The 25,179-nt window shown below is 65.5% G+C and carries 19 protein-coding genes; 5 read left to right on the top strand and 14 right to left on the bottom strand.

Features of this window, described 5'->3' with window-relative positions; genetic code table 11:
- Window positions 1-96 precede the first annotated feature (96 nt).
- From KDG50_11520 to KDG50_11505, 4 genes are all read left to right on the top strand, one after another.
- Entirely contained in the window at window positions 97-1,194 is a 1,098-nt protein-coding gene (locus KDG50_11520) for an efflux RND transporter periplasmic adaptor subunit (GenBank protein ID MCB1866053.1), read from the top strand.
- 111 nt (window positions 1,195-1,305) lie between these two features.
- Window positions 1,306-5,361 carry an efflux RND transporter permease subunit gene (locus KDG50_11515; GenBank protein ID MCB1866052.1) on the top strand — a complete coding sequence of 1,352 codons (4,056 nt, stop codon included), beginning with the start codon at window positions 1,306-1,308 and terminating at the stop codon, window positions 5,359-5,361.
- On the top strand, window positions 5,358-5,804 hold the full coding sequence (locus KDG50_11510) for a hypothetical protein (protein ID MCB1866051.1): 447 nt from the start codon (window positions 5,358-5,360) through the stop codon (window positions 5,802-5,804). Before KDG50_11515 ends, KDG50_11510 begins: the two co-directional genes overlap by 4 nt.
- Complete coding sequence (locus KDG50_11505; GenBank protein MCB1866050.1) at window positions 5,785-6,375, top strand: hypothetical protein; 591 nt, start codon at window positions 5,785-5,787, stop codon at window positions 6,373-6,375. Before KDG50_11510 ends, KDG50_11505 begins: the two co-directional genes overlap by 20 nt.
- A gap of 217 nt (window positions 6,376-6,592) precedes the next feature.
- On the opposite strand, the gene KDG50_11500 is transcribed toward KDG50_11505, so the two are convergent.
- The 14 genes from KDG50_11500 to KDG50_11435 form a co-directional block, all read right to left on the bottom strand.
- Entirely contained in the window at window positions 6,593-7,021 is a 429-nt protein-coding gene (locus KDG50_11500; GenBank protein MCB1866049.1) for a hypothetical protein, read from the bottom strand.
- Complete coding sequence (locus KDG50_11495) at window positions 7,018-8,331, bottom strand: MiaB/RimO family radical SAM methylthiotransferase (GenBank protein ID MCB1866048.1); 1,314 nt, start codon at window positions 8,329-8,331, stop codon at window positions 7,018-7,020. The genes KDG50_11500 and KDG50_11495 overlap by 4 nt, the downstream gene beginning before the upstream one ends.
- Window positions 8,328-8,993, bottom strand: coding sequence for a 4'-phosphopantetheinyl transferase superfamily protein (locus KDG50_11490; GenBank protein ID MCB1866047.1), 666 nt, complete (start codon window positions 8,991-8,993; stop codon window positions 8,328-8,330). Before KDG50_11490 ends, KDG50_11495 begins: the two co-directional genes overlap by 4 nt.
- 7 nt (window positions 8,994-9,000) lie before the next feature.
- A complete protein-coding gene (prsT, locus tag KDG50_11485; GenBank protein MCB1866046.1) occupies window positions 9,001-12,009 on the bottom strand; it encodes a PEP-CTERM system TPR-repeat protein PrsT in 3,009 nt (1,002 codons plus the stop codon).
- Window positions 12,006-15,374, bottom strand: coding sequence for a tetratricopeptide repeat protein (locus KDG50_11480; GenBank protein MCB1866045.1), 3,369 nt, complete (start codon window positions 15,372-15,374; stop codon window positions 12,006-12,008). The genes prsT and KDG50_11480 overlap by 4 nt, the downstream gene beginning before the upstream one ends.
- A 138-nt stretch (window positions 15,375-15,512) precedes the next feature.
- Window positions 15,513-16,256, bottom strand: coding sequence for a sulfite exporter TauE/SafE family protein (locus KDG50_11475; protein MCB1866044.1), 744 nt, complete (start codon window positions 16,254-16,256; stop codon window positions 15,513-15,515).
- Window positions 16,257-16,754, bottom strand: coding sequence for a FixH family protein (locus KDG50_11470; GenBank protein MCB1866043.1), 498 nt, complete (start codon window positions 16,752-16,754; stop codon window positions 16,257-16,259).
- Window positions 16,755-16,774: 20 nt separating this feature from the next.
- Entirely contained in the window at window positions 16,775-18,187 is a 1,413-nt protein-coding gene (gene ccoG / locus KDG50_11465; protein ID MCB1866042.1) for a cytochrome c oxidase accessory protein CcoG, read from the bottom strand.
- A gap of 188 nt (window positions 18,188-18,375) precedes the next feature.
- On the bottom strand, window positions 18,376-18,654 hold the full coding sequence (locus KDG50_11460) for a hypothetical protein (GenBank protein MCB1866041.1): 279 nt from the start codon (window positions 18,652-18,654) through the stop codon (window positions 18,376-18,378).
- Complete coding sequence (gene ccoP, locus KDG50_11455) at window positions 18,654-19,580, bottom strand: cytochrome-c oxidase, cbb3-type subunit III (protein MCB1866040.1); 927 nt, start codon at window positions 19,578-19,580, stop codon at window positions 18,654-18,656. The genes KDG50_11460 and ccoP overlap by 1 nt, the downstream gene beginning before the upstream one ends.
- Before the next feature lie 36 nt (window positions 19,581-19,616).
- A complete protein-coding gene (locus KDG50_11450) occupies window positions 19,617-19,751 on the bottom strand; it encodes a cbb3-type cytochrome c oxidase subunit 3 (protein MCB1866039.1) in 135 nt (44 codons plus the stop codon).
- A gap of 13 nt (window positions 19,752-19,764) precedes the next feature.
- Window positions 19,765-20,376, bottom strand: coding sequence for a cytochrome-c oxidase, cbb3-type subunit II (gene ccoO / locus KDG50_11445; GenBank protein ID MCB1866038.1), 612 nt, complete (start codon window positions 20,374-20,376; stop codon window positions 19,765-19,767).
- Between the two features lie 10 nt (window positions 20,377-20,386).
- On the bottom strand, window positions 20,387-21,802 hold the full coding sequence (ccoN, locus tag KDG50_11440; protein MCB1866037.1) for a cytochrome-c oxidase, cbb3-type subunit I: 1,416 nt from the start codon (window positions 21,800-21,802) through the stop codon (window positions 20,387-20,389).
- Window positions 21,803-21,894: 92 nt separating this feature from the next.
- Window positions 21,895-22,497, bottom strand: a complete 603-nt coding sequence (locus KDG50_11435) for a YIP1 family protein (protein ID MCB1866036.1) — start codon at window positions 22,495-22,497, stop codon at window positions 21,895-21,897.
- 128 nt (window positions 22,498-22,625) lie between these two features.
- Between KDG50_11435 and cadA the strand changes: the two genes are divergently transcribed.
- Entirely contained in the window at window positions 22,626-25,097 is a 2,472-nt protein-coding gene (cadA, locus tag KDG50_11430) for a cadmium-translocating P-type ATPase (GenBank protein MCB1866035.1), read from the top strand.
- Window positions 25,098-25,179: the final 82 nt, after the last annotated feature.

Genomic DNA, 25,179 nt, shown 5'->3' with positions numbered 1-25,179 from the left:
TTGATATTCTGATAAACCTTTAATGCTCGTCGCCTGCGCGCGGGTGGCGGCCGAGGATGAGAAATGAAGCGGATTGCGTTCGTATTCGGCCTGCTGATGAGCATTCACGCCGCGGTGAGTGCCGCCACGCCCGAGATCTACGTCGTCAAGGATTCGAAAGATCCGCCCATGGTGTCGGTTGGCGGCACGATCGTTCCGTACAAGCAGGTCACTCTCGCCGCGCAGATTCCGGGCCGCGTCAAGACCATCGCCGGAACCGAAGGCAGTGCGTTCACTTCCGGTGCCCTGTTGGTTGCAATCGACGATGCGGAACTGATCGCGCAACGCAACGCATCGGTCGCTGAACTGGCGAATGCCGAGAACGGCCTGCGCGCCGCACAGGTCGCCTATCAGCGCGAGCTCTACTCACCGCGTTCGCGGAGCATCCAGGGCGGCATGGGGCTGCCGTCAATGTTCGATCAGATGTTCACCAAGCCGTTCGCGGAAGCGGCCGGTGTCACCGACCCGTATGTCGAGCGCCGCGCGGATCTGTATCAGTCGGGCTCGCAGATTCGCGAGGCCTGGAACGCCATTCAGAGCGCGCAAAGCCGCGTGCGCGCAATCGATGCGAAGCTGCGTGACGCACGCAGCCTGGCGCCGTTCAACGGCGTCATCACGCAGAAGTTCGTCGAAGAAGGGGACACCGTCCAGCCCGGGCAGCCGCTGCTGACCTTCGCGGATGTCGAGTTTCTGCAACTCGTTGTGGACGTGCCGTCAAGACTGGTCGCCGGCCTGCGTGAAAAGCAGCTGCTGAACGGCCGGCTCGACATCTCGGGCATCGAGGTGCCGGTCAAGGTCGCGCAAATCTTCCCGATGGCCGATGCGACCCGGCACACGGTGACCGTGAAGCTGGATGTTCCGCAAGGCTTCGGGGCGCCTGGCATGTATTCAACGGTGCAGATCCCGGACTACACCTCGAACATGCTTGCCGCCCCGGTCATTCCGAAAAGCGCCGTGCGCTACTTCGGCAGCCTGCCGCGTGTGTATGTGCAGACCAGCGATGGAAAGCGGATCCCGCGCCTGGTCCGCCTGGGGGAAGAAAAGGGCAACGACTTCGTAACCGTGCTGGCCGGCGTGACGCCGGGCGACCAGATCGTCGTGAACCCCGAGGAACTCGATCCGGCACTGGCGGAGCGGGAAACCCCGAGTCGCTGAGTTTTTTTCGTGCGTATGCAGCGGACGACTGCCCGCAGTCGCGTTGCGTCTTCGGCCCGCCGATATGCCGGCCGGTCACCGACACACGCAGGCATTGACTGATCTTTTTTCATGAGCCACACCCCTACCAGCAGCGAGTCGCACGACGCGAAGCCGAACCTCGGTTTCGCGGGCAACATGGCGCGCAAGTTCATCGAGTCGCCGCTGACGCCGCTGATCTATTTCGCCTGTCTGGCGATGGGAATCATGGGGCTCATGCTGACGCCACGGCAGGAGGATCCGCAGATCTCCGTGCCGATGATCGACATCTTCGTGTCGTACCCCGGCGCCCCGGCGCAGCAGGTTGAAAGCCTGGCGGTGGAACCGCTGGAGCGAATCCTGTTCGAGATTCCCGGCGTTGAACACGTCTACTCCGCAAGCCAACGCGGACAGGGCGTGGTGACGGTGCAGTTTGAAGTCGGCGAGCAGATGGAAGACTCGCTCGTCAAGATCAATGACAAGCTCGATTCCAACATGGACATCGTTCCACCCGGCGTGGACCCACCGCTGGTCAAGGCCAAGGGTATCGACGATGTGCCGATCGTCAACATCACGCTGTGGGGCCGTGACGTCAATGGCGACGGACAGCCGGAGGTCGACGATGGCCAGCTGCGCATCCTTGCATTCGAGGTGCTGCAGAAGATAAAGGAGATTCCAGAGACGGGCAACGGCTTTGTCGTCGGCGGCCGGCGCGAGCAGGTGGTCGTCGAGGTCGCGCCGGATCGGCTGGCCGGGTTCGGCATCAGCCTGGATCAGGTGGCGCAGACCATCCGTTCAGCGAACGTCGAACAAAGTGCCGGCGGAGTGGAGGCCGGCGGTTCGCGACTGACCGTCACCACAGGTTCGTTTCTGCGCGGCGCCGATGAAGTCTCCCGACTCATCGTCGGCAGCCACAACGGTTCTCCGGTCTACGTCCGCGACGTGGCGAACGTTCGCCAGCGCCCGGAGGACGCCAGCCAGATCGTCAACTATTTCACCGGCAGGGCTGACGCCGGTATCGATCTCGCCGACGGGGCGCCGGCCGTCACGATCGCCGTTGCCAAGAAGAAGGGCACCAATGGCGTGCAGGTCGCCGAGGACATCATCGCCAAGGTGGAGGTGCTGGAAGGCGGCTTGCTGACCAGTGACGTGGGTGTTTCAGTCACCCGCAACTACGGCGAAACGGCGCGTGACAAGGTCAACGGTCTGATCCTGAAACTGTTCATCGCAACCGGCGCCGTCGTGTTGCTGGTGGTGGGGGCGTTCCGCGCCGTGCGTCCCGCCCTGGTCGTGTTCATGGTGATCCCGGTCGTCATCCTGATGACCGTGTTCGCGGCCTTCGTGATGAACTACACCATCGATCGTGTATCGCTGTTCGCGCTGATTTTCGCCATCGGCATCCTGGTTGACGATGCGATCGTCGTGGTCGAGAACATCTACCGCCGCTGGCTGCACGACACGAATACCGACATCGATGTCGCCGTGGACGCGGTGCGCGAGGTCGGCAACCCGACGATTCTCGCGACCTTCACCGTGGTCGCAGCCCTGCTGCCGATGGGATTCGTCAGCGGCATGATGGGGCCGTACATGGAGCCGATTCCGGCACTCGGCATCGTCGCGATGATCCTGTCGCTGTTCGCGGCGTTCATGTTCGTGCCGTATCTGGCGCATCACGGCGCGCTGCGCCCGCGCATGAGTTATCTGACCGTCGCGCACGAGCGCGAGGCGCGCGAAGCGGAGCGGCTCGGCCGCATCTACGAGCGGGTGCTGGTGCCGCTGATCGATCATCCAAAGAAACGCCGGATGTTCAACCTGGTCCTGTGGGCATTGTTCGCGCTTGCATGCACGATGTTCTACGTCAAGGCCGTCAAGGTGAAGATGCTGCCGCTGGATAACAAGCCCGAGTTCAGCGTCACGATCGACTTTCCTGAAGGCACTTCGCTACCGGTCACGGCGAACCTTGCCTATCAGTTCGCGGCAACCCTGCGGGATTTTCCGGAAGTCACGGCCGTGCAGACCTATGTGGGCGTCCCGCGGCCGTTCGACTTCAACGGCATGGTCCGTCACTACTACCTGCGCGAGCAGCCCTGGCAGGGCGAGGTGCAGGTGCAGTTGCTGCATCGCGCCGAGCGTGACCGGTCCAGTCACGAGATCGCCGAGGCCGCTCGCGAACTGCTCACACCGATGGCGCAGCAACTGGGCGCGCGAATCGCCGTTGTCGAGATGCCGCCCGGCCCGCCCGTGCTGCAATCGGTTGTCGCCGATATCCACGGGCCGAGTGACCACGTCCGGCGCAAGGTCGCCACCGAGGTCACCGGCTATTTCGAGCGCGCCCCGAACATTGTCGATGCCGACAACTATATGTCGGAGCCCTACGACTACTGGCGTTTTGAAGTCGACACCGAGAAGGCCGTTCGCCGTGGAATTTCGGTGGAGACCATCAACCGCAATCTGGCCATGGCGCTCGGTGGCTTCAGTCTTGGCGATGTGAAGCAGGGCAGCGTCAACGAGCCGATCAATATCGTGATCCAGGTGCCGCTCGCGACACGTTCGGAGATTTCGCGCCTGAACCAGCTGCCGATTCCGACCTCGGGTGGACCCACGGTACCGCTCGCCGAACTCGGACGCTTCGTGCGCGCGCAGCAGGACGCGACGTTGTTCCACAAGGATCTGCGCGCGGTCGAGTATGTCGTGGGCGACGTCGCCGGCGATCTCGCCGCGCCGGTCTATGGCATGTTCCAGGTCCAGGACCTCATGCGCGAGGACGGCTACCGGACGCCGGATGGCGTCGCACTCGGTGACGCCGCCTACTGGCTGGACTTCAACGTGCCAAAGAACGACACGCAATCGTTCATCGAATGGACCGGGGAGTGGACCGTCACCTACGAGACCTTCCGCGACATGGGCGCGGCGTTCATGGTCGCGCTGATGTTGATCTATTTCCTCGTCGTCATGGAATTCGGCAACTTCCGCATTCCCGCCGTGATCATGGCGCCGATTCCGTTGACCCTGCTCGGCATCATTCCGGGCCACTATGTGTTTGGCGCGGAGTTCACGGCGACATCGATGATCGGCTGGATAGCGCTCGCCGGCATCATCGTGCGCAACTCCATCCTGTTGGTGGATTTCTCCATCAATGCAATGCGTCGAGGCGCGACGCTGAAAGATTCCGTGGTCGAGTCCTGCAAGACGCGTACGCGCCCGATTCTCATCACCGCCTTTGCACTGGTGGGCGGTGCCTTCGTGATCCTGACCGATCCGATCTTCCAGGGCATGGCAATCTCGCTCATGGCCGGCGTCGTCGTATCGACGATGCTGACCCTGATCGTTGTTCCATTGGGCTGTGTGAAGGCCAAGTACGCGATGTACGAGGTTGTCGGCACCGTTGCGCCGGTCACTTCGGACGCATCTGCGGCGCCGGCGCGTCCGGCAACTGAACCGCGGCCGGCGGCCGCGGCCGGCACGCCGCTATGGGTCAGCCTGTGGTCGAAACTGATCACGGTGATCAGCTGGACCTACTACATCGTTCGCGCCCTCGGCATGCTGGCCATGGAATCCATTCGTAGCCTGATTGCGCGCTGGCGCAAACCGAAGGCGCGCACGGTACCCGGTGCCGGCGGCACGCCCCCGGCCGGCGGCGTACCACCGCATCCGCCCGTGCCGCGGGCGCCACACCCGATTGCGCCGCCGCCCGTTTCCGCACAGCCGCGCCCGGCCCAGCCGCCTGCGCCGAAGCCCGCGCCCATCGGTAGCGCGCCCGCAGCGGGCGGTGCGGCGGCTTCGTCGTCGTCACCCGAAACTCAGGGCACGCCAAGACCGGCGCCGGTCCAGACAGCGGCACCGCGCGGCGAGGCTCCGCGTCCAACGGCCGTGGCGCGACGCTCCGGCACCGAGCCGGCGAAACCGGCTGCCGTGCGGCCGCAGCCCCGGGCAGCGGCAAAAGCCGTCCCGACGAAGGCGAGTGCCAAACAAGGCACAACGCCGCCGGCTGTTACGGCCGCCGCCACGACGCCGGCACCCGTACGGCCAGCGGCGGTGAAATCACAGGTCGCTCGGCGACCGACGGTTCCGGTGCGAAAGGGCGGAAGTCGTCGCGGCATTCGTTTGAAAACGGAGTTGGACGACGACGGCGGCCCGTCGAGCGGATGATCTCCAGGCCCGCCACGATCCTGGCCGTTGCGCTGGGCGCTGCCGTGCTCGTGAACGCGCGCGGCAGTGCGGCAGGCAACCCGGAATTCGTCTATCGGGCGGATGAACCGGCCGACGTCGAAATGCTGCATCCCTATCCGCCGCCCCCCGGTCCCTACGGGCTGCCGCTGCCGCCGCGACCACCAAGTCGGGCATCGCTTGCGCCGCTGTACCCGCCGGCCGATTTGAACCTCTACGATGATTCAGGTTCGTATGGTTGGGAGCGCCCCGCGGAGCTTCCCGCGCCGCCTGAGCACGCGCGCCGACTGACCAACACCGAACCCGGGTTCTATAATCAGGCCCCAGAATCCCCGGCGGCGATGGGTTTTCTCCCTTTCGACGAGCCGGCCGAAGGTCTCATGCTGCCAGGACCGCCAGAAGACCGTGCCCAACTGCTTCGCTGACTGCCGATCGATTGCGCTGGCCGCCGCGCTGACGGGCCTGCCGGCATTCGCCGCAGATTGGGATCGATCGGTTCCAGCGCCGGCCACAGGCTCAGGCACGGTCTCGCCGTGGAGCCATGCCTACGGATTGGCGCCGCCGCCGGCTCCACCACCACCGCCCCCTCCACCGGCATTTTCAACCCTGGCACCGCCCAAACCGCCGGAAGGGCCGCGCTGGATCTTTCGCGATTCGGTCGAGGGCGACATGCCGTCGGCGCTGGACCCGAAGGTCTACGTGTTTCGTGACGAGGTGAAAAAGCGCCGCGAAGCCGAGAAGGCCCGGCAACCGACCGCCAGCCCATGGCCGGGTCATGCGTCCGCAGTAACGCCTGCGTGGACGCCACCGAGCCCGCCACCGGCGCCGTCGGATCCTTATGGCGCCGCCGGCGGCCAGCCGCCGCCCGCGAACCCATGGGGCAGCATGAACGGTTATCCGGCCACCTACCCCTATGGTCCGATGCCCACGGACGGCTACACGCTGGACCCGATCCACGATCCGCTGCTCAATCCATTCAGCTCCATGCCCTACTAGTGAACCGCCCCGGGTATCGCGGAGGCCGTTGGGTTTAAGTTGCGCAGCGACCGCCAGCTGACGATGGAGCTGCGTGAGCACGGCGTTCGCTGAGTTGCCTACGAAGACGCGGATCTTCAGGTTCGGTTTGAGCGCCTTGAAGAAAAGCCCCTTGGCGATCCTTGTACAGATCGGCAATGGTCTTCGCCGACAGGCCCACTCTCGGTCTGTCAGGCCGTCAGCCGAAGGCGATGATCAGGGCAAGGATGGTCCCGGCCAGAAGCGCCATCGTGACCCCGACTAGGACGGCCGGCCAGCGCTCACCGCGCCGTAATTGCGGCTTGTGAGCCGGCGGCTCGGCGCCCCCGGCCAACATCCCCTGATACATGCCCTCGAATCGCGCGAAGGTTCGGTCCGCCAGCGCCCAGGCCAGCGCGGCGAACACGGTCACCGAAGTCAACAGAAGTGCGCCGCCGGAACGCATCTGCGCGAGAAGATCAGCGCCGCCACGGCTCGACGTGCCCGAAGTGTCCGCGCCGAGCATCAGCGCGAACACCAGTCCGCCGAGCGCGCCGAGCAGTGCGCCGATCAGGCCCACACGGCGACGTCCACGCCGCCGTCGCCGCGACCACTGCCACAGAAACAGGTCGCGCTGCCGCTCGTTCACGGGGCGTCAGGGATGGAGATCGGCTGCACGATCAGACGGTCCGCGCCGTCATCGGATATCACCCCGCGCACGCGCTCGAGCGTTCGCAGACGCCGCGCTGCATCGGCTGCGGGCAGGCGCAGCGCGCAGCGCAGATAATTCGGCGCGAGTCCCGTGATCCAGACCTCGCCATCCGCGGTGGTCGTGCGATGGCCTTCCCAGAGCACATCGAAGCTCGCGCCAATGGCTCGCGTACGTGCGGCAGATCGCAGGCTCGCCGCCAGTGCCGTCAGCGCGCGCAGTCGCGCGCGCCGGATATCCGGTTCGACACGCTCGGGGAAATCCGCCGCCGCCGTACCCGTACGTGGCGAGAACGGGAACACATGCAGGTCGTCGAACCCGATCGACTCGACAAAGGCCTGGCTTTGCTCGGCCAGCGCAGCGGTTTCGCCTGGAAAGCCGACGATCAGGTCAGTGCTCAGCGCCAGTCCCGAACGTGCCTCACGCAGACGGGCGGCAAGTTCACGAAACGCCTTGGTGCGCGTACGTCGCCCCATGCGGCGCAGCAACCCGTCTGTGCCGTGTTGCAGCGGCAGATGCAGATGCGGCATGAAGCGCGGGTTTTCCAACGTGGCATACAGTCGATCCGGAATATCCCACGGCTCCACGGATCCCAACCGCAGTCGCGCAATGTCAGTTTCGCTGAGGATGCGCTGCACGAGTCCGGCGAGGTCGATGCGTTGCGACTGGTAGCCGCCCAGATGCACCCCGGTCAGAACGACTTCGAGCACGCCCGCGGCGACTGCGGCGTTGATCTCATCGATGATCTCGGCTGGCGCACGGCTGCGTTCCGCGCCGCGGGCCAGCGTCACGGTACAGAAGGTGCAGCGATAGCGGCAGCCGTCCTGAACCTTGACGAAGGCCCGGGTGCGCGTACGCGGATAGGGTGCTGCGGCGGATTGCAGGGCACGCGCCAACGGCGCCGGTGCGTCAACGAATGCGCGCAGCGCAAGATCGACGAGCCGGTCCTTTTCGGAGTTTGGAACGACCAGGTCGACACCCGCCTGTGCGGCCACCACGTCGGGCTCCAGGCTTGAATAACAGCCGCTGACCGCGATGCGCGCGTCGGGATTTGCACGCTGCGCCCGTCGTATCAACTGTCGCGAACGCCGACCGGCCTCGCCGGTGACGGCACAGGTGTTCAGTACGATCCAGTCCGCCTGTTCGACCGCATCCGTCAGATCATGGCCCGCGGCCGCAAAGCCACGGCTCCATTGCTGAAGCTCGGCCTCGTTCAGGCGGCAGCCCAGCGCGCGCAGATGAACCCTCATGCGTTTCGATCCGTGAGCAGCAGACCGCGAACGCGGGCAGGGGCATGCTCGATCGCCACGGCGGCGACCGCACCGGCCGCCGGCGTGAAATTGACCGCTGGCCAGGCCGGCGTTTCATCGGCGAACAGTCCGCTGCCGATCGCCTTCACGCGGGCCTCGAAACAGGTCCACTCCTGGTAGAAGCGCTCGGTGCGCGCATCGCCGGCCAGACTCGCAACGGCCGAGGCAGCTTCCGGAGTAAACATGCGCTTGGCAATCGAAACGAACTCGCGTTGCGGCTTCAGCCATTCGAGATCGATACCGACCGCGACCGCGCTCACCGCGACCAGCGCCAGGTCGCCGCTGTTGGTCAGGTTGAATTCAACCTCTGGATGATCGGCCAGTGCCGGCTTGCCGCGCGGACCGAACTGAAACCCGATCTGTTCCGGGTGCAGATCGCAGTAACGTGAGAGCACGCTGCGCAGCCCTGCGTGCGACACCGAGTAGCGTTGCCGATGTCGCTCGCCGCGCAGTCGCTCCAGTCTCGCACGTTCGCGGGCGTCGAGCAGGGCAAGCGACGCATCGGCCGCGATCGCGGCGAAATCGATGCGCCATACGTCCACGTCACCCGGACGTGGCAGATGGGCCGAAACCGGTCCCGGTTGCCATTGCAGCAATTGCACCGGTCGATCAGCGCAGTTGCCTGAGCAGGGCCTGCGCGGCGACGCGGTCGTCGACGAAGCGCTCGTCGTGCAGTGCACGTTCAAGCTCAGCCCGTGCCTCGGCATTGCGCCCGGCATGCGCAAGGGCGGCGGCACGGTGATAGCGGAATACGGCATTGTCCGGCCTGAGTGCGACCGCCTTGTCCAACAGCGCGAGCGCACGGGTCTTGTCGCCGGTTTCAAACAGGATCCAGGCCAGCGTGTCGAGCACGCTCGGGTGCTCGGGATACACGACACGCGCGCGCTCGGCAAACTCCAGGGCACGCGGGTCTTTCTGTGCGTGATACAGCCAGGCCAGATTGTTCAGTGCGCCCAGATGTTTCGGGTGGTCTTCAAGCAGCCGCTCGTAGCCCGCAATCGCAGCCGCATTGCGGCCCAGCCGGTGCTGAAGCAGGGCCAGTGCTTCGCGAACATGCGCGTTGGTCGCCTCGCGCGTGAGCCAATCATCAAGCACCGCCACTGCATCGTCTGGTCGACCGCCGCCCTCAAGCGCACCCGCACGGCGTACCGCCAGCGCGGCGGTGGGTTCGCGATCCATCGCGTCAGCGAATCGGGCGGCGGCATCCAGCGGACGCGCGCCCTGCATGAGCAATGCGGCCTCCAGCGTGAATCCCGCGGCACGCTCGGGCAGCCGACGTTGCAGGTCGACGGCGAGGTCCAGTGCCCGATCGCGCGCTCCGGCCAGCCACTCGATTCGCGCGAGTTCTTCCACGGCCGGCACATGGGTGGGGTCGAGTTCCAGCGCCTTTGACAACAGCGTGCGTGCGCGGTCCTCGTGCTGCTCGCCAATCTCCAGACGGGCCTTGAGGTAGTAGCCATCGGGTTGATCGGCGCTGAGCGCGATGAGGCGATCCAAGGCCGCGCGCGCAGTGCGAACCTCGCCGCGTTCCAGGCTGGCGATTGCCAGCAGACGCTGTACCTCGGCCGTGTCCGGGAAGCGATCGGCGACCGCTTTGCCAACCCGTACGGCCTCGGCTAGATCCCGTCGCGCGACCAGCAGGCGCAGATAGCGCAGCGCCGCTTCCCGGTTGCCAGGGTCGCGCTTCCAGATGTTCTCAAGTCTATCGAGCGCCGCGCCGGGATGACCCGTCAGCGCATCGAGTTCAGCGAGCCGGTTCAGGATCTGCGAATCGGTCGGGGCGAACTGCAATGCGGCGAGATAGTGCTGACGCGCGGAGTCCGGCCGTTTCGCATCGATCTCCAGCCTGGCGAGGTTGATGTACGCCGGGATCAACGCCGGTTGCAGTTCGATCGCGCGCGTGAACTTCGCACGAGCGCCCACGGTGTTCTGGCGCATGCCAAGCACGATCCCATGCAGGTTGTACAGGCCCGCCTCGCCGGGCCTCGATTCGATCAGTCCGGCGATCAGCGCTTCGGCGGCATCCAGTTTCTCCTGGTGCAGATACAGCATCGCCAGCAGCGTGCGGGGCGCGACCACGTCAATGCCCATGCCCGCGGCGCGGTCGATATAGGTCTCGGCCGTTTCGGCCTGCGATTCGGCGAGGTGCGACAACGCGATCAGCAACAGTACCCGCGGCGATTCCGGCGCCTGCACCAGCGCGCGCTCCAGGTGTTCGCGCGCCTGTGCAAATTCCTTGCGATGCAGGCGTACGGCCCCCAGCGCGACCAGGGTCGGCAGGTCGTCGGGCCGTGCGACAATCCGGGCGTTCAACTCCGCTATCGTTTCGTTGACCTCGCCAGAGGCGATTCTTGCAAGGCTCTCCTGGGCGGCCAGCACTGGATCGTCCTGATGGCTCTCGAGCGCGTCGCGCATGACCGCAAGCGTTTCATCCAAGCGGCCGATCGTGACATACGCACGCGAAACGAGCTTTGCCAGTTCCGCATCATCGCCGTGTGACTTGCGGTAATCCTCCAGAATCGAGATGGCGTCCGCCGCACGTCCGCCGCCGATCAGCGCCTCGGCCAGTGCCATGCGCGCCACACGCAGGTCCGGAAACTGCCGCACATAGGGTTCGAGACGCTCCAAGGCGCCGGACCAGTTACGCAGTTCCAGTCGGGTCATCCCAAGCAGCAGCGAGGCGGCTGCCTCATTCGGCTTGTCACGCAGCAGAGACTCCAGCGTCTGTTCAGCCTCCGCATACCGACCGTCCACATAGTGCGCAACTGCCTGATACTGTCGAACCAGGATGGGCTCTGCATTCTGCGCACGCAGAAAGTCGAGATCGACCTGCGCCGTGCGCGTATCGCGCTGAAGCAACGCGACCCAGGCGCGGCGCAGACGCGCAGGCTGGTATTCGGGCGCGAGTTGCACGACCGCATCGAACGCGCGGCGAGCCTTGTCGAGATCGCCCGCTGCTTGATAAGCCTCGCCGGCTATCATGCGCACCGGAAACAGCTGTGCGATCGGGTTGCCGACCTGTTCCACGTGCTTGACCGCGGCGTTCGCATCGCCGTCGAGAAGAGAAATGCGGGCCAGCTCGAGCTTGATCTGCCAGTTGCCAGGATCAAGCTTGATCGCTTCGTTGATCTCCGCACGTGCGGCAGCGGTATCGCCCAGTCCGGTATTCGCATGCGAGCGCAGGATATGAATCAGGGCGCGGTCGGCGGGCGCAAAGCCCGGATCCGCATCGATTCTGAGCAGCAGCCGCCGAAACTGTTCCTGCAATACATAGGCACGACCGAGCGCGATCTGAAATGCCGCATCGCTGGTACCCAGCGCCCGCGACAGCTTTTCGAGTTCCTGCTCCGCTGCCGCACCGTCGCCGACATCCAGATAGGAAAGCGCGAGCGTGCGCCGGGCACCGGCGTGATCCGGAAACTCCTGCAACAGGTCCTTGAGTTCGATGATTGCGGTGGTCAGATCGCCGGCGGCCCGATCGGCCTCGACATCGCGAAGGATCTTGGCCGGGTCCTTGCCGCCGAACCCGAACAGGGCATGCGCCGGGGCTGCAAATGCGCCGAGTGACCCCGCGACCAGAATGACCATGAGCGTCCTGAGACCAGACGCGCACATCATTCGGCGGCTGCCTCGGCAAGCTTCTTCTCGACTTCGTCGCGTGCTTCGAACCATGGCTGCTCCAACAGCAACTGACGCAGGTGCAGGCGTGCATTCTCGCGGTTGCCGAGCGCGAGTTCCGTGCGCGCGAGCGCAAACCGATACGGCGCATGGAAGGGTCGCGCCCCCACCGCCCGCGCCAGCAGCGACTGCGCGGACTGCAAGTCACCCGCGACATACTGGGCCCGACCGTAGGCTGCGATCGCCTCGATCCGGTCTGGATGGGACTGATAGGCGTCGCGTGCCAGGTTCAGTGCCGCGCCCGGGTCGCGTTCGATTTCCAAGTCAACCAGACCCAGTCGTGCTCCCAGGTGATCCGGCGACTGCGCAAGCACGTCCCTGTAGTGGCTGCTCGCTGACTCGATATGACCATCGTCGCGATACGCGTCGGCAAGCATGACGCGAAGGTCATTGTCCGACGGATGACTGGCCAACCATTGCGCCAGCGGCGCGTAGGCGGTGCCGAGCTGCCCGGTCAGGCGGCGCAGTCGAAACAGTGCCACCGAACGCATCCGCGTGGGTTCCGCCGCCAGCACGTCGACCAGAGCCTGTTCCGCCGCGTCGAGATCGCCGGTCGCCAGCGCCACCTCGGCACGCGCTTGCGCACCGACGATCGGTTGATTGAACTGACGACCAATCCGGCGCGCCAGCAACTTCGCATCATCAAACCGCTCATCACGCAGTGCGAGGTCGAGTTCAGCGAAACGGGCCGGCACAAAGCCAGGTTCCAGTTCCACTGCGTGGCTCAGCTCACGTGCAGCGGCGTTTTCGTTGCCGAGCACGCTGAGCACCGTTGCGTAGGCAACTCGTGTCGCGGCCGACGCCGGTGCGAGACTGGTCGCATTGTCGAGGTCTTCAACGGCCTTGTTCAGGCGCCCGCTCGCCAGCGCGGCAAGCCCACGCAGGAGCAGGGTGGAGGCTTCGCGCGGGCGCTGATTGAAGGTCGCTTCAGACGCTGCGAAGGCCGGATCGCTTTCGCCAAGCTCGAGACGGTGCTGCACCAGTGCTCGCGCGACATTCAGATTGCCCGGGTCCGCCTGGAAGGCCGGTTCCAGTACCGCGATCGCCTTGCGCGGATCGCCGTGCTCCGATTCGAGTTCGGCAAGCGCGACGGCCGCGGCCGGGTCGCTGGCGTCCACCGCCAGCGCGCGTTCCAGATGCTGGCGCGCAGCATCGAAGTCGCCTTCGGCCGTCGCCAGCCGTGCCAGCGCGACATAGGCGCCGACGAAGTTGGGATTCGCTCGGACGGTGCGGGCAAACGCACTGCGTGCCGCCGCCACGTCACCGGCACGCGCCTCGATGACGCCCACCAGGTACGCCGTCGCCGGACTGGTGGTCGTATCGCCATCCAGCTTCGCCGCGACATCTCGTGCATCGGAATACTGACCCTTGCGCGCGTAGACCAGCGCCAGCATCGCCGTCAGACGCCGCGGGTCCGCGAGCGCTTCGTTGCGCAACACCCGCTCGATGTCCTCATCGTCGTTTGCGTTGAGCTGACGCAGGATCGTGATGGTGCGTTCGATCGCATAGGCCGGCACGGCGCTGCCGGCATCCGCCACCAGACCCGCGCCGCCGGCGAGCCGCTGCGGGCGGGTGCTGTCGGCATGGCCGCGGGCCCGAACGTAGCGATCCAGGTCGGCTCGTTCGAGCATCGTATCGGTAATCTCGCGGATCAGATCCACGGGACCATCATCGAGCAGCCGCGTGGCCAGTGCGGCGCGGCTCTCCGCCAGTTCCGGGCGCAAGGCGACGACCCGTTCGAGCGCCTCGGTGGTCTCGGTCAGCCGCCCGGCGTTCAGGTAGGCATGGCCAAGCAGGGCTAGGGCCTGCTCGTCATCCGGGTAAAGCGCGAGTGTTTCTTGCAGTGTTTTCGTGGCGCCGTCGAGATCGCCGCTTTTGAGCTGGGCGATCGCATAGAGGCGCTGGACCGCGGGCTCCTCGACATGGAACTTGCGATAGGTGTCGAGCAGGCTCAGCGTGCGCCCGTACAGACCGCTGGCGAACTCCGCGAGCGCCATCAGCACGGTTGCGTGTTCGTTGTCGGCCTGCATGGCGAGCCCGATTTCGGCAACCTTGCGCGCGTCGGCGATGTTGCCCAGGGTCAGCAGTGCCAGTGACTGCATGACCAGCGCGGTGACATCGCGCCGGTCGGTGCGCAGCGCGCTGTCCAGGTCAGTCAGGGCCGGTTCCGGACGATGCGCACGCAGATGCATCACCGCGCGCAGCACGCGCGCGGGCGCATAGCTGCCGTCCAGGGTGATTGCCGTCGAATACTCTTCGATCGCACGTTCGAACCTGCCGAGGCGACGCTCCGCCTCGCCGCGAAAGAAGTACACCTCGGGGTGAACGGCGTCGTCGCCCTGAAGTCCGCGCAGCAGGCCGAGTGCGGTCTCGGCCTTGTCGTCGGCCAGCGCGACGCGCGCACGCGAGACCTGCACCTCCCAGGTCGTGCCGCGCAGCCGTTCAATAATGTCGGCGGAGTATCCCGCCTGCTCAATCCGCCCCAGTGCAAGCTGGGCAGACAAGCGCAGCAACGTGATGCGCGCCCGTTCCAGTGGCGAGTCCTCCAGCAGCGGGCGAATCTCGCGCAGCAGCCGGTCGTACAGTCCCTGCCGCAGCAGCGCGCGCCCCAGACCTTCACGGATCTCCACGGGCCCGGAACCGAAACGCCGCTCGAAGATGCGCAGTTCCTTGTCCGCCGATGCGCCGTCGCCACTTTCCAGATAGACCTGCGCCAGCAGCCAGCGCGCCTCGAGATCGTCCGGCGCGGTCTGCAGACGCCCCTTGAGTGTTTCGACGGCGATCGTCGTGTCGGCGCGGATGTGGGCTGCACGGGCGACTGTGAGCGGATCGGCGTCGTGGCCAAAACGCAGACCGATGATAATGGCGACCACTGCGCCGATGCCGACCGCGGCAAGCGCAAGCATGCCGAGCTGGCCGAACTTCCGCGCGGCACGTCGACGCCGACCGTGCCGCGAGTGGCGGCGTCGACGATGCCGTCGCGAGCGATGTTCACCCGTGGTTGCGTGATCTGAATCGCTGACGTCGCTCGATTCGCGGGTCGATGGGCTGGTCTCATGGACCTCCGCCGCCGCGTCCACAGCCGTTTGGCCGGTCTCGCTCATCTCGGCGTCGCTGTCCGCGTCGATCGGATCAGGCTGGGATTCGTCGCTCTCGCGGCGGTGGCGACGCCGCCGATGATGCTCGCGCCGCTTTCGACCCAGCCCGAGCAGACGCATCCACCACGGCCGATGCCGATGGCGCCGGTGACTGCGCTGCCGCGTCTTGTGATCGCCGGGGTCGCCGACCGCGGACGCGGAATCCACGCTCTGTTCGGTTGAACGGCGAGGTGATCGCGACCGACGCTTAGGGCGTGATTCCATGATTCGGCAGGGCTGGCTCCATGGGCGAAGTATTCTGCCGCATTGCGCGGCCCGAAGAAGCCCGTGCCGCCATGGGCCGACTCAGACCGCCGGGTTCAGGCAACCGATCGGGCCACAGCCCAGCGGCGCACCGCTGGCGACCTGCCACAGCGCCCACACGCCGAACGCGATCAGAACCAGTGCCGCGGCGCTGCGCACAATCGGCTGGCGTACAAAACGTGCGAGCCGCTCGGCCGCTACGCCCATCATCAGCAGCATGGGCAGCGTGCCGAGACCGAACGCCAGCATCAGCTGCGCGCCGTCCGCGGCGGTTGGAACGGCGAGCGTCCAGACCAGCGTGCTGTAGACCAGCCCGCAGGGCAGCCAGCCCCAGACCATGCCCAACACGATGGCCTGCATTGGCGAGCGCGGTGGCAGAAAGCGCCGCCCGAGTGGTTCCACGTGCCGCCAGAGCACGGCGCCAACGCGTTCGAGCCCTATCAGCACCCGCCACCAGCCGCCGATGTACAGGCCGAGGGCGATCAGGAACACACCGGAGATCGTCACGCCGACCCGCAGCGACTGCGCGCCGGCGACAGCACCGAGCAGGCGTCCGCCGATCCAGCCGACGATCAGGCCGGCCACGACATAGCTGAGCAGCCGCCCTGCGTTGTAGCCGAGCAGATACGGCAGCAGGCGCGGATAGGATTGGCGAATGCCGGCAGGCAGCCCAAGGGTGAATGCACCGACAATCCCGCCGCACATGCCCAGGCAGTGCACGGAACCGAGCAGGCCCGCCAGAAACGCCGGCCACAGCGCGACTGTGGTCAGCGCGACCGGATCCATTCAGCCCCCGGCGAACGGCTTCAGTTCGATGGCCGCGTCGCTCGCGGGTTGCCAGCGCCCGGTGATTCGCCAGTCGGCCGTGGCGAGTTCGACGTTCCAAACACCCGGAATCAATTCGGGCAGGGGTGTCTCATATTGGCCGCCACCGATTGCCGGGACGATCAGTACATGATCGTGCTCACTGCGCGTGGAATGCCAGAGCGTGATCTGCGCCGAGCGGGGCAGGGCGTCCATATCTGCCGCGGTCAGCCGAACCCGCAGCACGCGATTTTCCGCTGCGAGATCGCCGGCGATGCCCAGCGCGGCGGCGCGTGCATCGCGCGCGTGCTGGCGATTGATTTCCTTGCCACGCTTGTAATAGTCGTCAACCACGGGGGCGTCGAAGGTTCGGATCGACACGATCAGCATCGCGATACCGAACACGACGGACGCAGCCGGAATACCGACGACGAGCCAGACCAGCGGCTGCCGGTACCAGGGCGTCGAGGATCGGGGCATGGTTGCAGCAGCCACCGACATCACCACTCGCCCGGCCGTGGCCCGACGAAACGTGCTTCCTCGACGATCTGGATGGAAGGATCGTCATCCGCGCTCAGCACGAAGCGCAGATCCACGCTGCGCTCGTTGAGTGCATTGGGTTCAACCTGTACCCGCACAGGATATTCCACGACTTCGCCCGCGGCGACCTCCGAGGTCTCGTGATCGGTCTTCATCACCAGGTTCGGCAGGCCGTGCACACTGACCCGGTAGGTGTGGGCGTGCGCGTCCTTGTTGATGAGCTTCAGGGTGTAGACGTTCTCGATGAGACCATCCATGGTTTCGCGAAACAGCGAGTTGCGATCGCGGATCACGTCGAGTGCCGTCGTATCGCGCACGAACAGCGACCAGCCCACGGCGACGGTCAGCGCAAACAGGATGCCCGCATAGATCAGCACGCGCAGGCGCAGGATCTTGGTCGGGTTTCCTTCCAGCGCGTGCTCGGTCGTGTAGCGCACGAGACCACGCGGATAGCCCATCTTGTCCATGACCTCGTCGCAGGCGTCGATGCAGGCCGCGCAGCCGATGCACTGGTACTGGAGGCCGTCGCGGATGTCGATTCCGGTCGGGCACACCTGCACGCAGATGGAACAGTCAATGCAGTGGCCGAGCTTCGCCTGCTTGAGGTCGGCGGTGCGTCGCCGTGCGCCGCGTGGTTCGCCGCGTTCGACATCGTAGGAGACGATCAGCGTGTCCTTGTCGATCATCGCGCTCTGAAAGCGCGCATATGGGCACATGTAGATACAGACCTGCTCGCGCAGCCAGCCGGCGTTGCCATAGGTCGCAAACGAGTAGAACAGCACCCAGAACGTCTCCCAGCCACCCCAGGCATACGGAAACAGGCGGTCGGCCAGGTCGCGGATCGGCGTGAAGTAGCCCACGAACGTGAAGCCGGTCCAAAGTGCGAAGGCCAGCCAGGCGGCGTGTTTCGACGACTTGATCGACAGCTTCTTCCATGACCAGGGCTGCTTGTCGAGCTTCATGCGCTTCGCACGATCGCCCTCGATCTTGCGCTCGATCCACATGAACGCCTCGGTCCAGACCGTCTGCGGACAGGCATAGCCGCACCACAGGCGCCCGGCGAGCGCGGTGAAAAAGAACAGCGACAGGGCGGAGATGATCAGCATCGCCGTGAGGTAGATCAGGTCCTGCGGCCAGATCACCACACCGAGGATGTAGAACTTGCGCGCGGGCAGATCGAACAGCACGGCCTGACGGCCGCCCCATTGCAGCCAGGGCACGAAGTAATAACCGCCCAGCAGCGCAATCACCGCCAGTGCCCGCAGGCGCGCGAACAGTCCGCTGACCTGTCGCGGGTAGATCTTTTCGCGCTTGGCGTAGAGGGCCTGCTCGACCTCGGCGTCGAGCACCTGGGCGTTGGCTTGGTCAGTCATCGTGCCGGACTCTTCAGATTCGTTCAGGACACTAGTGCCGGGCGGGCCAGTACCGATCGGCTACGATCGTACGGCAAACGAACGCATTTCAGGGCCAGACAGTAGCACTGTCGGATTGCGACCGCATGGTGAGATGCGAAGGCCTGCCGTCGGCGCTCGCCGACGGCCACCGGCGACCGGCGATTGGCTCAGCGACCGCGCCGCTGCGGACCCGGGCAGGGTCGGGCGAAATAGATCGCACCGGCGCAGGAGAGGGCCGCGATCAGCCAGAACGCGAAAAATCCCAGGCTATAAGCTCCGAGGCGCGAGATGTCGTAATCCGCGAACATGATCTGCGGATCGAACAGCGTGAAAAACAGCCCGGTCGCCGCGCCGGCCACCAGAAACGATGGCCAGAGCACGGCGGCAACCAGCTGTGTGGTGAGGGCCGGCGTTCCGCCACAACGGACGGGAACCGAGCGGTCCATCACTTCTGCGACAGCGACAGAACGTACGCGCTCAGGACGTGGACCTTGTCGGTACCGAGAAACTCGTTGTGCGCCGGCATGCGTCCGGCGCGTCCCTTGGCGATCGATTCACGAATCGCCCGGACCGAACCACCATACAGCCACACGTCGTCGGCCAGGTTCGGCGCGCCCAGTGCGGCGTTGCCCGAGCCGTCGGGCAGGTGACAGCCCGCGCAGAACATGCCGTATTTCATCTGACCCTGCGTGACGTCCGCATTGGCCAGTTCGCCCTGCGGCTTGCGGCCGGAAAGGGTCAGCAGATAAGCCGTCACCTGATCAACGCCTTCGGCGCCGCCAAGCGCGCCTTCCCAGGCGGGCATGACGCCGTCGCGGCCCGCGCCGATGCTGGTCCGGATCGCCTCGCCGTCGCTGCCATACAGCCAGTCGGCATCGCGCAGGTTCGGGAATCCCGTTGCACCGCGCGCGTCAGAACCGTGGCAGACCGCGCAATACGAGGCGTACAGGCGCGCGCCGGCCTTCTGCGCGGCGGGGTCTTTTGCAAGCTGGCCGAGCGGGGTTTTGGTGAAGCGCTCGAACACCGGGCCGAATTCGGCCTTCGCGTCGGCCAGTTCTTCCTGATACTGCGATTCCTGCGTCCAGCCGAGCACACCGGCGAAGGTGCCGAGCCCCGGATACAGCACGAGGTACACCACGCCGAACACGATCGTGATGTAGAACATGTTCAGCCACCATTTCGGCAGCGGCGTGTTCAGTTCGCGCAGATCCTCGTCCCAGACGTGGCCCATATCCTCAGCCTGGCCACCGCCTTTCGGCCCCTTGACCTTCGACTGCGAAATGAGCAGGTAGATCAGCCAGATGAAGGAAACGATGGTGACGCCGGCGATGAACCAGTTCCAGAAATCGCTTGTAAAGTCAGACACGGAAATTCTCCCCTGATCAAGGGTGCAGTCGGGCCGTTAAAGTCAGTCGTCTTCGAACGGAATTCGCGCGGCCTTGTCGAAATCCTGCTTGCGTCGGCGACTGAACGCCCAGAACACGATTCCGATGAACGTGATGAGCATCACCACGGTCCACACGCTGTGAAACTGTTCGAACATTGGGCGGGCCGCTTCAGCGACGCGTCTTCACCGCGGTGCCCAGACCCTGCAGGTACGCGATCATCGCGTCCATCTCGGTCTTGCCTTCCAGGTCACCGGGGGCAGCGGCGATCTCGGCGTCGGTATAGCCGTGACCCAACAGGTTCAGCGTGCGCATCTTGTCCTGGATGCTGCCGTCGTCTGCCGGCGTGGTTTCCAGCCACGGGTAGCCCGGCATGACCGACTCCGGAACAACGTCCCGCGGGTTGATCATGTGAACCCGATGCCAGTCGTCTGAGTAGCGACCACCGACCCGGTGCAGATCCGGACCCGTGCGCTTGGAGCCCCACTGGAACGGACGGTCATAGACAAACTCGCCGGCGACCGAGTAATGCCCGTAGCGTTCGGTCTCCGCCCGGAACGGCCGGATCATCTGCGAATGACAGGTGTAGCAGCCCTCGCGGATATAGATGTCGCGGCCGGTCAGTTGCAGAGCCGAGTAGGGTTTCAGTCCCTCAACAGGCTCCGTCGTCGAGTGCTGGAAAAACAGCGGAACGATCTGGACCACGCCACCGACCGCTGCGACCAGCAGCGACAGGATCAGGAGCAGGCCCGTGTTCTTTTCAACTTTTGCTTGAATGCCCATGGACCGCCCCTCAGTGCGCCGGAGCCGGGACGGCGACCGGCACGGGTTTCGAACCGCGAATCGTCTTCACGACGTTGTAGGCCATCAGCAGCAGGCCGATGACGAAGATCGCGCCGCCCACAAACCGGATCAGATAGAACGGGTGCATGGCCTGGACGCTTTCCACGAAGCTGTAGGTCAGTGTGCCGTCCTCGTTCACGGCGCGCCACATCAGGCCCTGCATGATCCCGGAAATCCACATCGCCGAGATGTACAGCACGATGCCGATGGTGCCGATCCAGAAGTGCGTCTCGACGAGTTTCATCGAGTACAAAGGCTTGTTGAACAGCTTTGGAATCAGGTAGTACAGGGCGCCAATCGAGATAAACCCGTTCCAGCCCAGTGCGCCGGCATGTACGTGCCCGATCGTCCAGTCGGTGTAGTGCGACAGCGAGTTGACCGTCTTGATGGACATCATCGGGCCCTCGAACGTCGCCATGCCGTAGAAGGAAACCGACACGATCAGGAACTTCAGGATCGGGTCCTTGCGCAGTTTTTCCCATGCGCCGGACAGGGTCATGATGCCGTTGATCATGCCGCCCCAGCTTGGTGCGAGCAGCACCAGCGACATCACCATGCCCAGCGACTGCGCCCAGTTCGGCAGCGCGGTGTACAGCAGATGATGCGGGCCGGCCCAGATGTAGGTGAATACCAGCGCCCAGAAGTGCACGACCGACAGGCGATACGAATACACCGGGCGATCGGCCTGCTTGGGAATCAGGTAATACATCATGCCGAGGAAGCCGGCGGTCAGGAAGAAGCCCACCGCGTTATGGCCGTACCACCACTGCACCATGGCGTCCTGGACCCCGGCATAGACCGAATACGATTTCAGCCAGTTGACCGGGATCGCAGCGCTGTTGACGACATGCAGCATGGCCACGACGACGATGAATCCGCCGAAGAACCAATTCGCGACGTAGATGTGCTCGACGCGGCGCTTCGCAATCGTGCCGAAAAAGACAATCGCATAGGACACCCAGACGATTGTGATCAGCAGGTCGATCGGCCATTCCAGCTCGGCGTATTCCTTGGAAGTCGTGATTCCGAGCGGCAGCGAGACAGCCGCGAGCACGATGATGAGCTGCCAGCCCCAGAACGTGAACGCCGCGAGCCCGCCCGCGAAGAGCGGGACATGGCAGGTGCGCTGCACGATGTAGTAGGACGTCGCGAACAGCGCCGACCCGCCAAACGCAAAAATGACGGCGTTTGTGTGCAGGGGACGCAGGCGTCCGAAACTGAACCACGGAAGATCGAAGTTCAACGCCGGCCAGACCATCTGGGCCGCGATGAAGACGCCGACCGCCATGCCGACGATGCCCCACACCAGCGTCATGATCGCGAACTGGCGCACGACTTTGTCGTTATATGTCATTGCTTCGGCCATGCCGTACCTCGGAGCTTAACGTTCATAAAGACCAGAAAGGCTGTCGTCACCCGGACCGTCCCGCCGTGTGTTGCGGCGGCGGTCCGGACGGCTCAGTTCGTAAACGCGGGAGCGAAGCCGAGACCCCAGAGGATCGCGGTGGCGGCCAGCAACGACACCAGGCCGACCAAGCCCACGGCGAGAATCGCGCTGGACATCAGAAACCCGCGTTCCGCCGGAATCTCCATCATCACCGGCACGCCCATGTAGAGCAGGAACACGACGTAGGCGAGCGCCGGCAGCCCGACCAGGAAGTTGAGCCACAGTGCGGGGTAGAGCTGGAAGATGCCGACCAGGAAGATCGGGGTGGCCGTGTAGGCGGCCAGCGCGAGGGCGCGATTGAAGCCAACCTTAACGTCGTAGGTCTCGGCCATCCAGGCGATCATGCGTCCCATGACCATCACGCCGATGACCATCGCGAGGAAATACGCGATCGCGATCATGCCGGCGCTGGTGTTGGAGAGCTTGACCGGGTCGCCGGCGCCGATCGTCCAGCCGACCTGCGTGGTGCCGATATATCCGGCGATCGGCGGAATGGCCGCGAGGATCAGCACGTGTCCCATGATGCACTGGCTGACGGTGCATTCGGTGTCACGAATGCGCTGCCATTCGGCGCGGGGATTTGTAAACAGACCCAGAACGTGGTTTAGGACCATGTACCCCCCAATTCTGATGCGTTGCGTTGTTGCGCGCGGTTAATCTGGCGCAAAGATACAGTCAACATAACAGATTGAAATTGACCTGTGTCAATTAACGATTGGTAATATTCGGATGTATTGAGAGTATGGCCACGCCATCGACCTGTTATCACTGCGGCGAGCCGGTTCCGGCGGGCCTCGACCTGACCGCGACCATCGCCGGCGTCGCGCAGCCGATGTGCTGCGCCGGCTGCCAGGCGGTGGCGCGCGCGATCGTCGATGCCGGCATGAGCGATTACTACCGGCGCCGGAGCGGCCCGGCGGCGACCGCCGCCGAGATCGTTCCCGAACACCTGCGCGAGCTGCTGGCCTACGACGATGCCGAGGTACAGCGCAGCTTCGTAAGCGCCCCGGGCGCGGGCGAGCGGGAGGCGGCACTGATCCTGGAAGGCATCACCTGCGCGGCCTGCGTGTGGCTGAACGAACGGCACGTCATGGCCCTGCCGGGCGTGACCGCCGTCAGCGTGAACTACGCGACCCATCGCGCGCGGGTGCGCTGGGACCCCACGCGCATTCGCCTGAGCGAGATCCTCGCCGCAATCGAGCGCATCGGCTATCGCGCCCATCCCTACGATCCCGAACACCAGCAGGCGCTGTTGGAAAACGAGCGCCGCGCCCAGCTGCGCCGCCTCGGTGTGGCCGGTGTGTTCGGCATGCAGGTGATGATGCTGGCAATCGGTCTGTATGGCGGCGATTTCTGGGGCATCGACCCCGGCCTGCGCGGCCTGATGACCTGGATCAGTCTGCTGCTGACCCTGCCGGTGCTGCTGATCTCGGCACGGCCGTTCTTCGAACGCGCGATCACGGACCTGCGCAATGCACGCGCGGGCATGGATGTTCCCGTGGCGTTGGGCATTGCGCTCGCGTTTACCGCCAGCGTCTGGCACACCTGGCGCGGCGAGGGCGCGGTCTATTTCGACTCCGTCGCAATGTTCACGTTCTTTCTGCTGGGCGCCCGCTACCTGGAACTCGCCGCGCGCAAGCGCTCGATCGAGGCCGGGGAGGGGTTGCTGTACGCACGGCCGATGATCGCCACCCGGATCGCCGCCGATGGCACGGAATCCGACGTGGCCGCGGGGCGACTCGCGCCGGGCGACCGCGTGCGGATTCGCCCCGGGGCGACCCTGCCGGCGGACGGGCGGGTGATCGAAGGGGCCTCGGCCGTCGACGAATCTCTGCTGACCGGCGAGTCGCGCCCGGTGGCCAAGCGGCCCGGCGACCCGGTCGTGGCCGGCAGCGTCAACGTCGATCAGCCGCTGGTCATCGGTGTCGAGCGGGCCGGGCACGAAACGGTTCTGGCCGGCATCCAGCGCATGCTCGAACAGGCGCAGAATGCACGCCCCGCGGTGGCCCTGCTGGCGGACCGGATCGCCGGCTGGTTTGTGTTCGGGCTGGTGGCCGTGGCCGCGGTGGTCGCGTTCGTATGGCTCAGGATCGATCCGGAACGCTGGCTGGCCGTCACCGTTTCCGTTCTGGTCGTCGCCTGTCCCTGCGCGCTGTCGCTGGCCACGCCGGCGGCCGTCACGGCGGCGATCGGACGCCTGACGACGGCCGGCTTTCTGGTCAAGAACCCGAGCCTGCTGGAGACCCTGGCCCGCGCCGACACGATCGTCTTCGACAAGACCGGCACGCTCACCCGCGGGCGGCCGCGACTCATCGATGTCGACGTGCCGCGGGCCGGGGTTGACTGCGCACGCGCAACGGCGATCGCCGCGGCGCTGGAACGCGGTTCCGAACACCCGCTGGCCCGGGCGATCGTTGAGGCTGCCGGACAAGGGGCGGCGCTCGCCGTGACTGAGCGGCACAACCAGCCGGGCGCCGGAATCTCGGGGCAGGTGGACGGTGTGCGCTACTGGCTCGGCGCGGCGACGTGGCTGGATGCACAGGGGCTTGGTGGCGGTGTTCCATCGAACGCCGACGGCGGCCATACCGAGGCGATCCTTGCCGACGGCAACGGCGTCGTGGCGCGATTTCGCTTCGACGACGCCCCGCGCCCCGGCGCCACGGCGCTGATCGACGCGCTGCGCGCGCACCGCCTGCGCACGGTCATGCTCAGCGGGGACGCTCCGGCGGTCGCCGAGGCGCTCGGCGCGGCGCTGGGCATCGACGAGGTGTACGGCGGGCTGACGCCGCAGGCCAAGCTCGAACACGTCGACCGCCTGACCCGGGCCGGCGCCGTCACGATCATGGTCGGCGACGGGGTGAACGATGCGCCGGCACTGGCACGTGCCCATGGTTCCATCGCCATGGGCAGCGGCACGCAGCTGGCCGCAGTCTCGGCGGATGCGATCCAGATGGGACTCGGGCTCGAAAGTCTGTCAGAGAGCATCGGGATCGCCCGGCGCGCCGAACGCGTGATTCGTCAGAACCTAGCCTGGGCGCTGGGCTACAACCTGCTGATGCTGCCGGCTGCCGCGGCTGGACTGGTTAGCCCCTGGCTGGCGGCGCTGGGCATGTCGCTCTCTTCGCTGGTCGTCATCGCAAACGCGGTGCGACTGCAACGCCAGTCACCACGCACGTCCACATCGCCCGTGACGCCCGCGACCCTCCCCGTGTGAGTGTTCGCTAGTTCCGGTCCAACCGCCCGGGAGCCGATGCATTCGGTCTCGGCCTGACTTGGATCAATCCCACCACGGTGGT

The sequence above is a fragment of the Chromatiales bacterium genome (assembly GCA_020445605.1).
Lineage (GTDB): Bacteria > Pseudomonadota > Gammaproteobacteria > JAGRGH01 > JAGRGH01 > JAGRGH01.
This window is presented reverse-complemented; position numbering and strand designations above follow the sequence as displayed.

What these genes read in the sequence shown, in the direction of transcription:
- KDG50_11510 (MCB1866051.1), top strand. Translation starts at nt 5,358, where the DNA reads ATGATCTCCAGGCCCGCCACGATCCTGGCCGTTGCGCTGGGCGCTGCC.
- cadA (MCB1866035.1), top strand. Translation starts at nt 22,626, where the DNA reads ATGGCCACGCCATCGACCTGTTATCACTGCGGCGAGCCGGTTCCGGCG.
- KDG50_11460 (MCB1866041.1), bottom strand. Translation starts at nt 18,654, where the DNA reads ATGGACCGCTCGGTTCCCGTCCGTTGTGGCGGAACGCCGGCCCTCACC.
- KDG50_11450 (MCB1866039.1), bottom strand. Translation starts at nt 19,751, where the DNA reads ATGTTCGAACAGTTTCACAGCGTGTGGACCGTGGTGATGCTCATCACG.
- ccoO (MCB1866038.1), bottom strand. Translation starts at nt 20,376, where the DNA reads ATGGGCATTCAAGCAAAAGTTGAAAAGAACACGGGCCTGCTCCTGATC.
- KDG50_11435 (MCB1866036.1), bottom strand. Translation starts at nt 22,497, where the DNA reads ATGGTCCTAAACCACGTTCTGGGTCTGTTTACAAATCCCCGCGCCGAA.
- prsT (MCB1866046.1), bottom strand. Translation starts at nt 12,009, where the DNA reads ATGATGTGCGCGTCTGGTCTCAGGACGCTCATGGTCATTCTGGTCGCG.
- ccoN (MCB1866037.1), bottom strand. Translation starts at nt 21,802, where the DNA reads ATGGCCGAAGCAATGACATATAACGACAAAGTCGTGCGCCAGTTCGCG.
- KDG50_11520 (MCB1866053.1), top strand. Translation starts at nt 97, where the DNA reads ATGAGCATTCACGCCGCGGTGAGTGCCGCCACGCCCGAGATCTACGTC.
- ccoG (MCB1866042.1), bottom strand. Translation starts at nt 18,187, where the DNA reads ATGACTGACCAAGCCAACGCCCAGGTGCTCGACGCCGAGGTCGAGCAG.
- KDG50_11470 (MCB1866043.1), bottom strand. Translation starts at nt 16,754, where the DNA reads ATGCCCCGATCCTCGACGCCCTGGTACCGGCAGCCGCTGGTCTGGCTC.
- KDG50_11495 (MCB1866048.1), bottom strand. Translation starts at nt 8,331, where the DNA reads ATGAGGGTTCATCTGCGCGCGCTGGGCTGCCGCCTGAACGAGGCCGAG.
- KDG50_11475 (MCB1866044.1), bottom strand. Translation starts at nt 16,256, where the DNA reads ATGGATCCGGTCGCGCTGACCACAGTCGCGCTGTGGCCGGCGTTTCTG.
- KDG50_11515 (MCB1866052.1), top strand. Translation starts at nt 1,306, where the DNA reads ATGAGCCACACCCCTACCAGCAGCGAGTCGCACGACGCGAAGCCGAAC.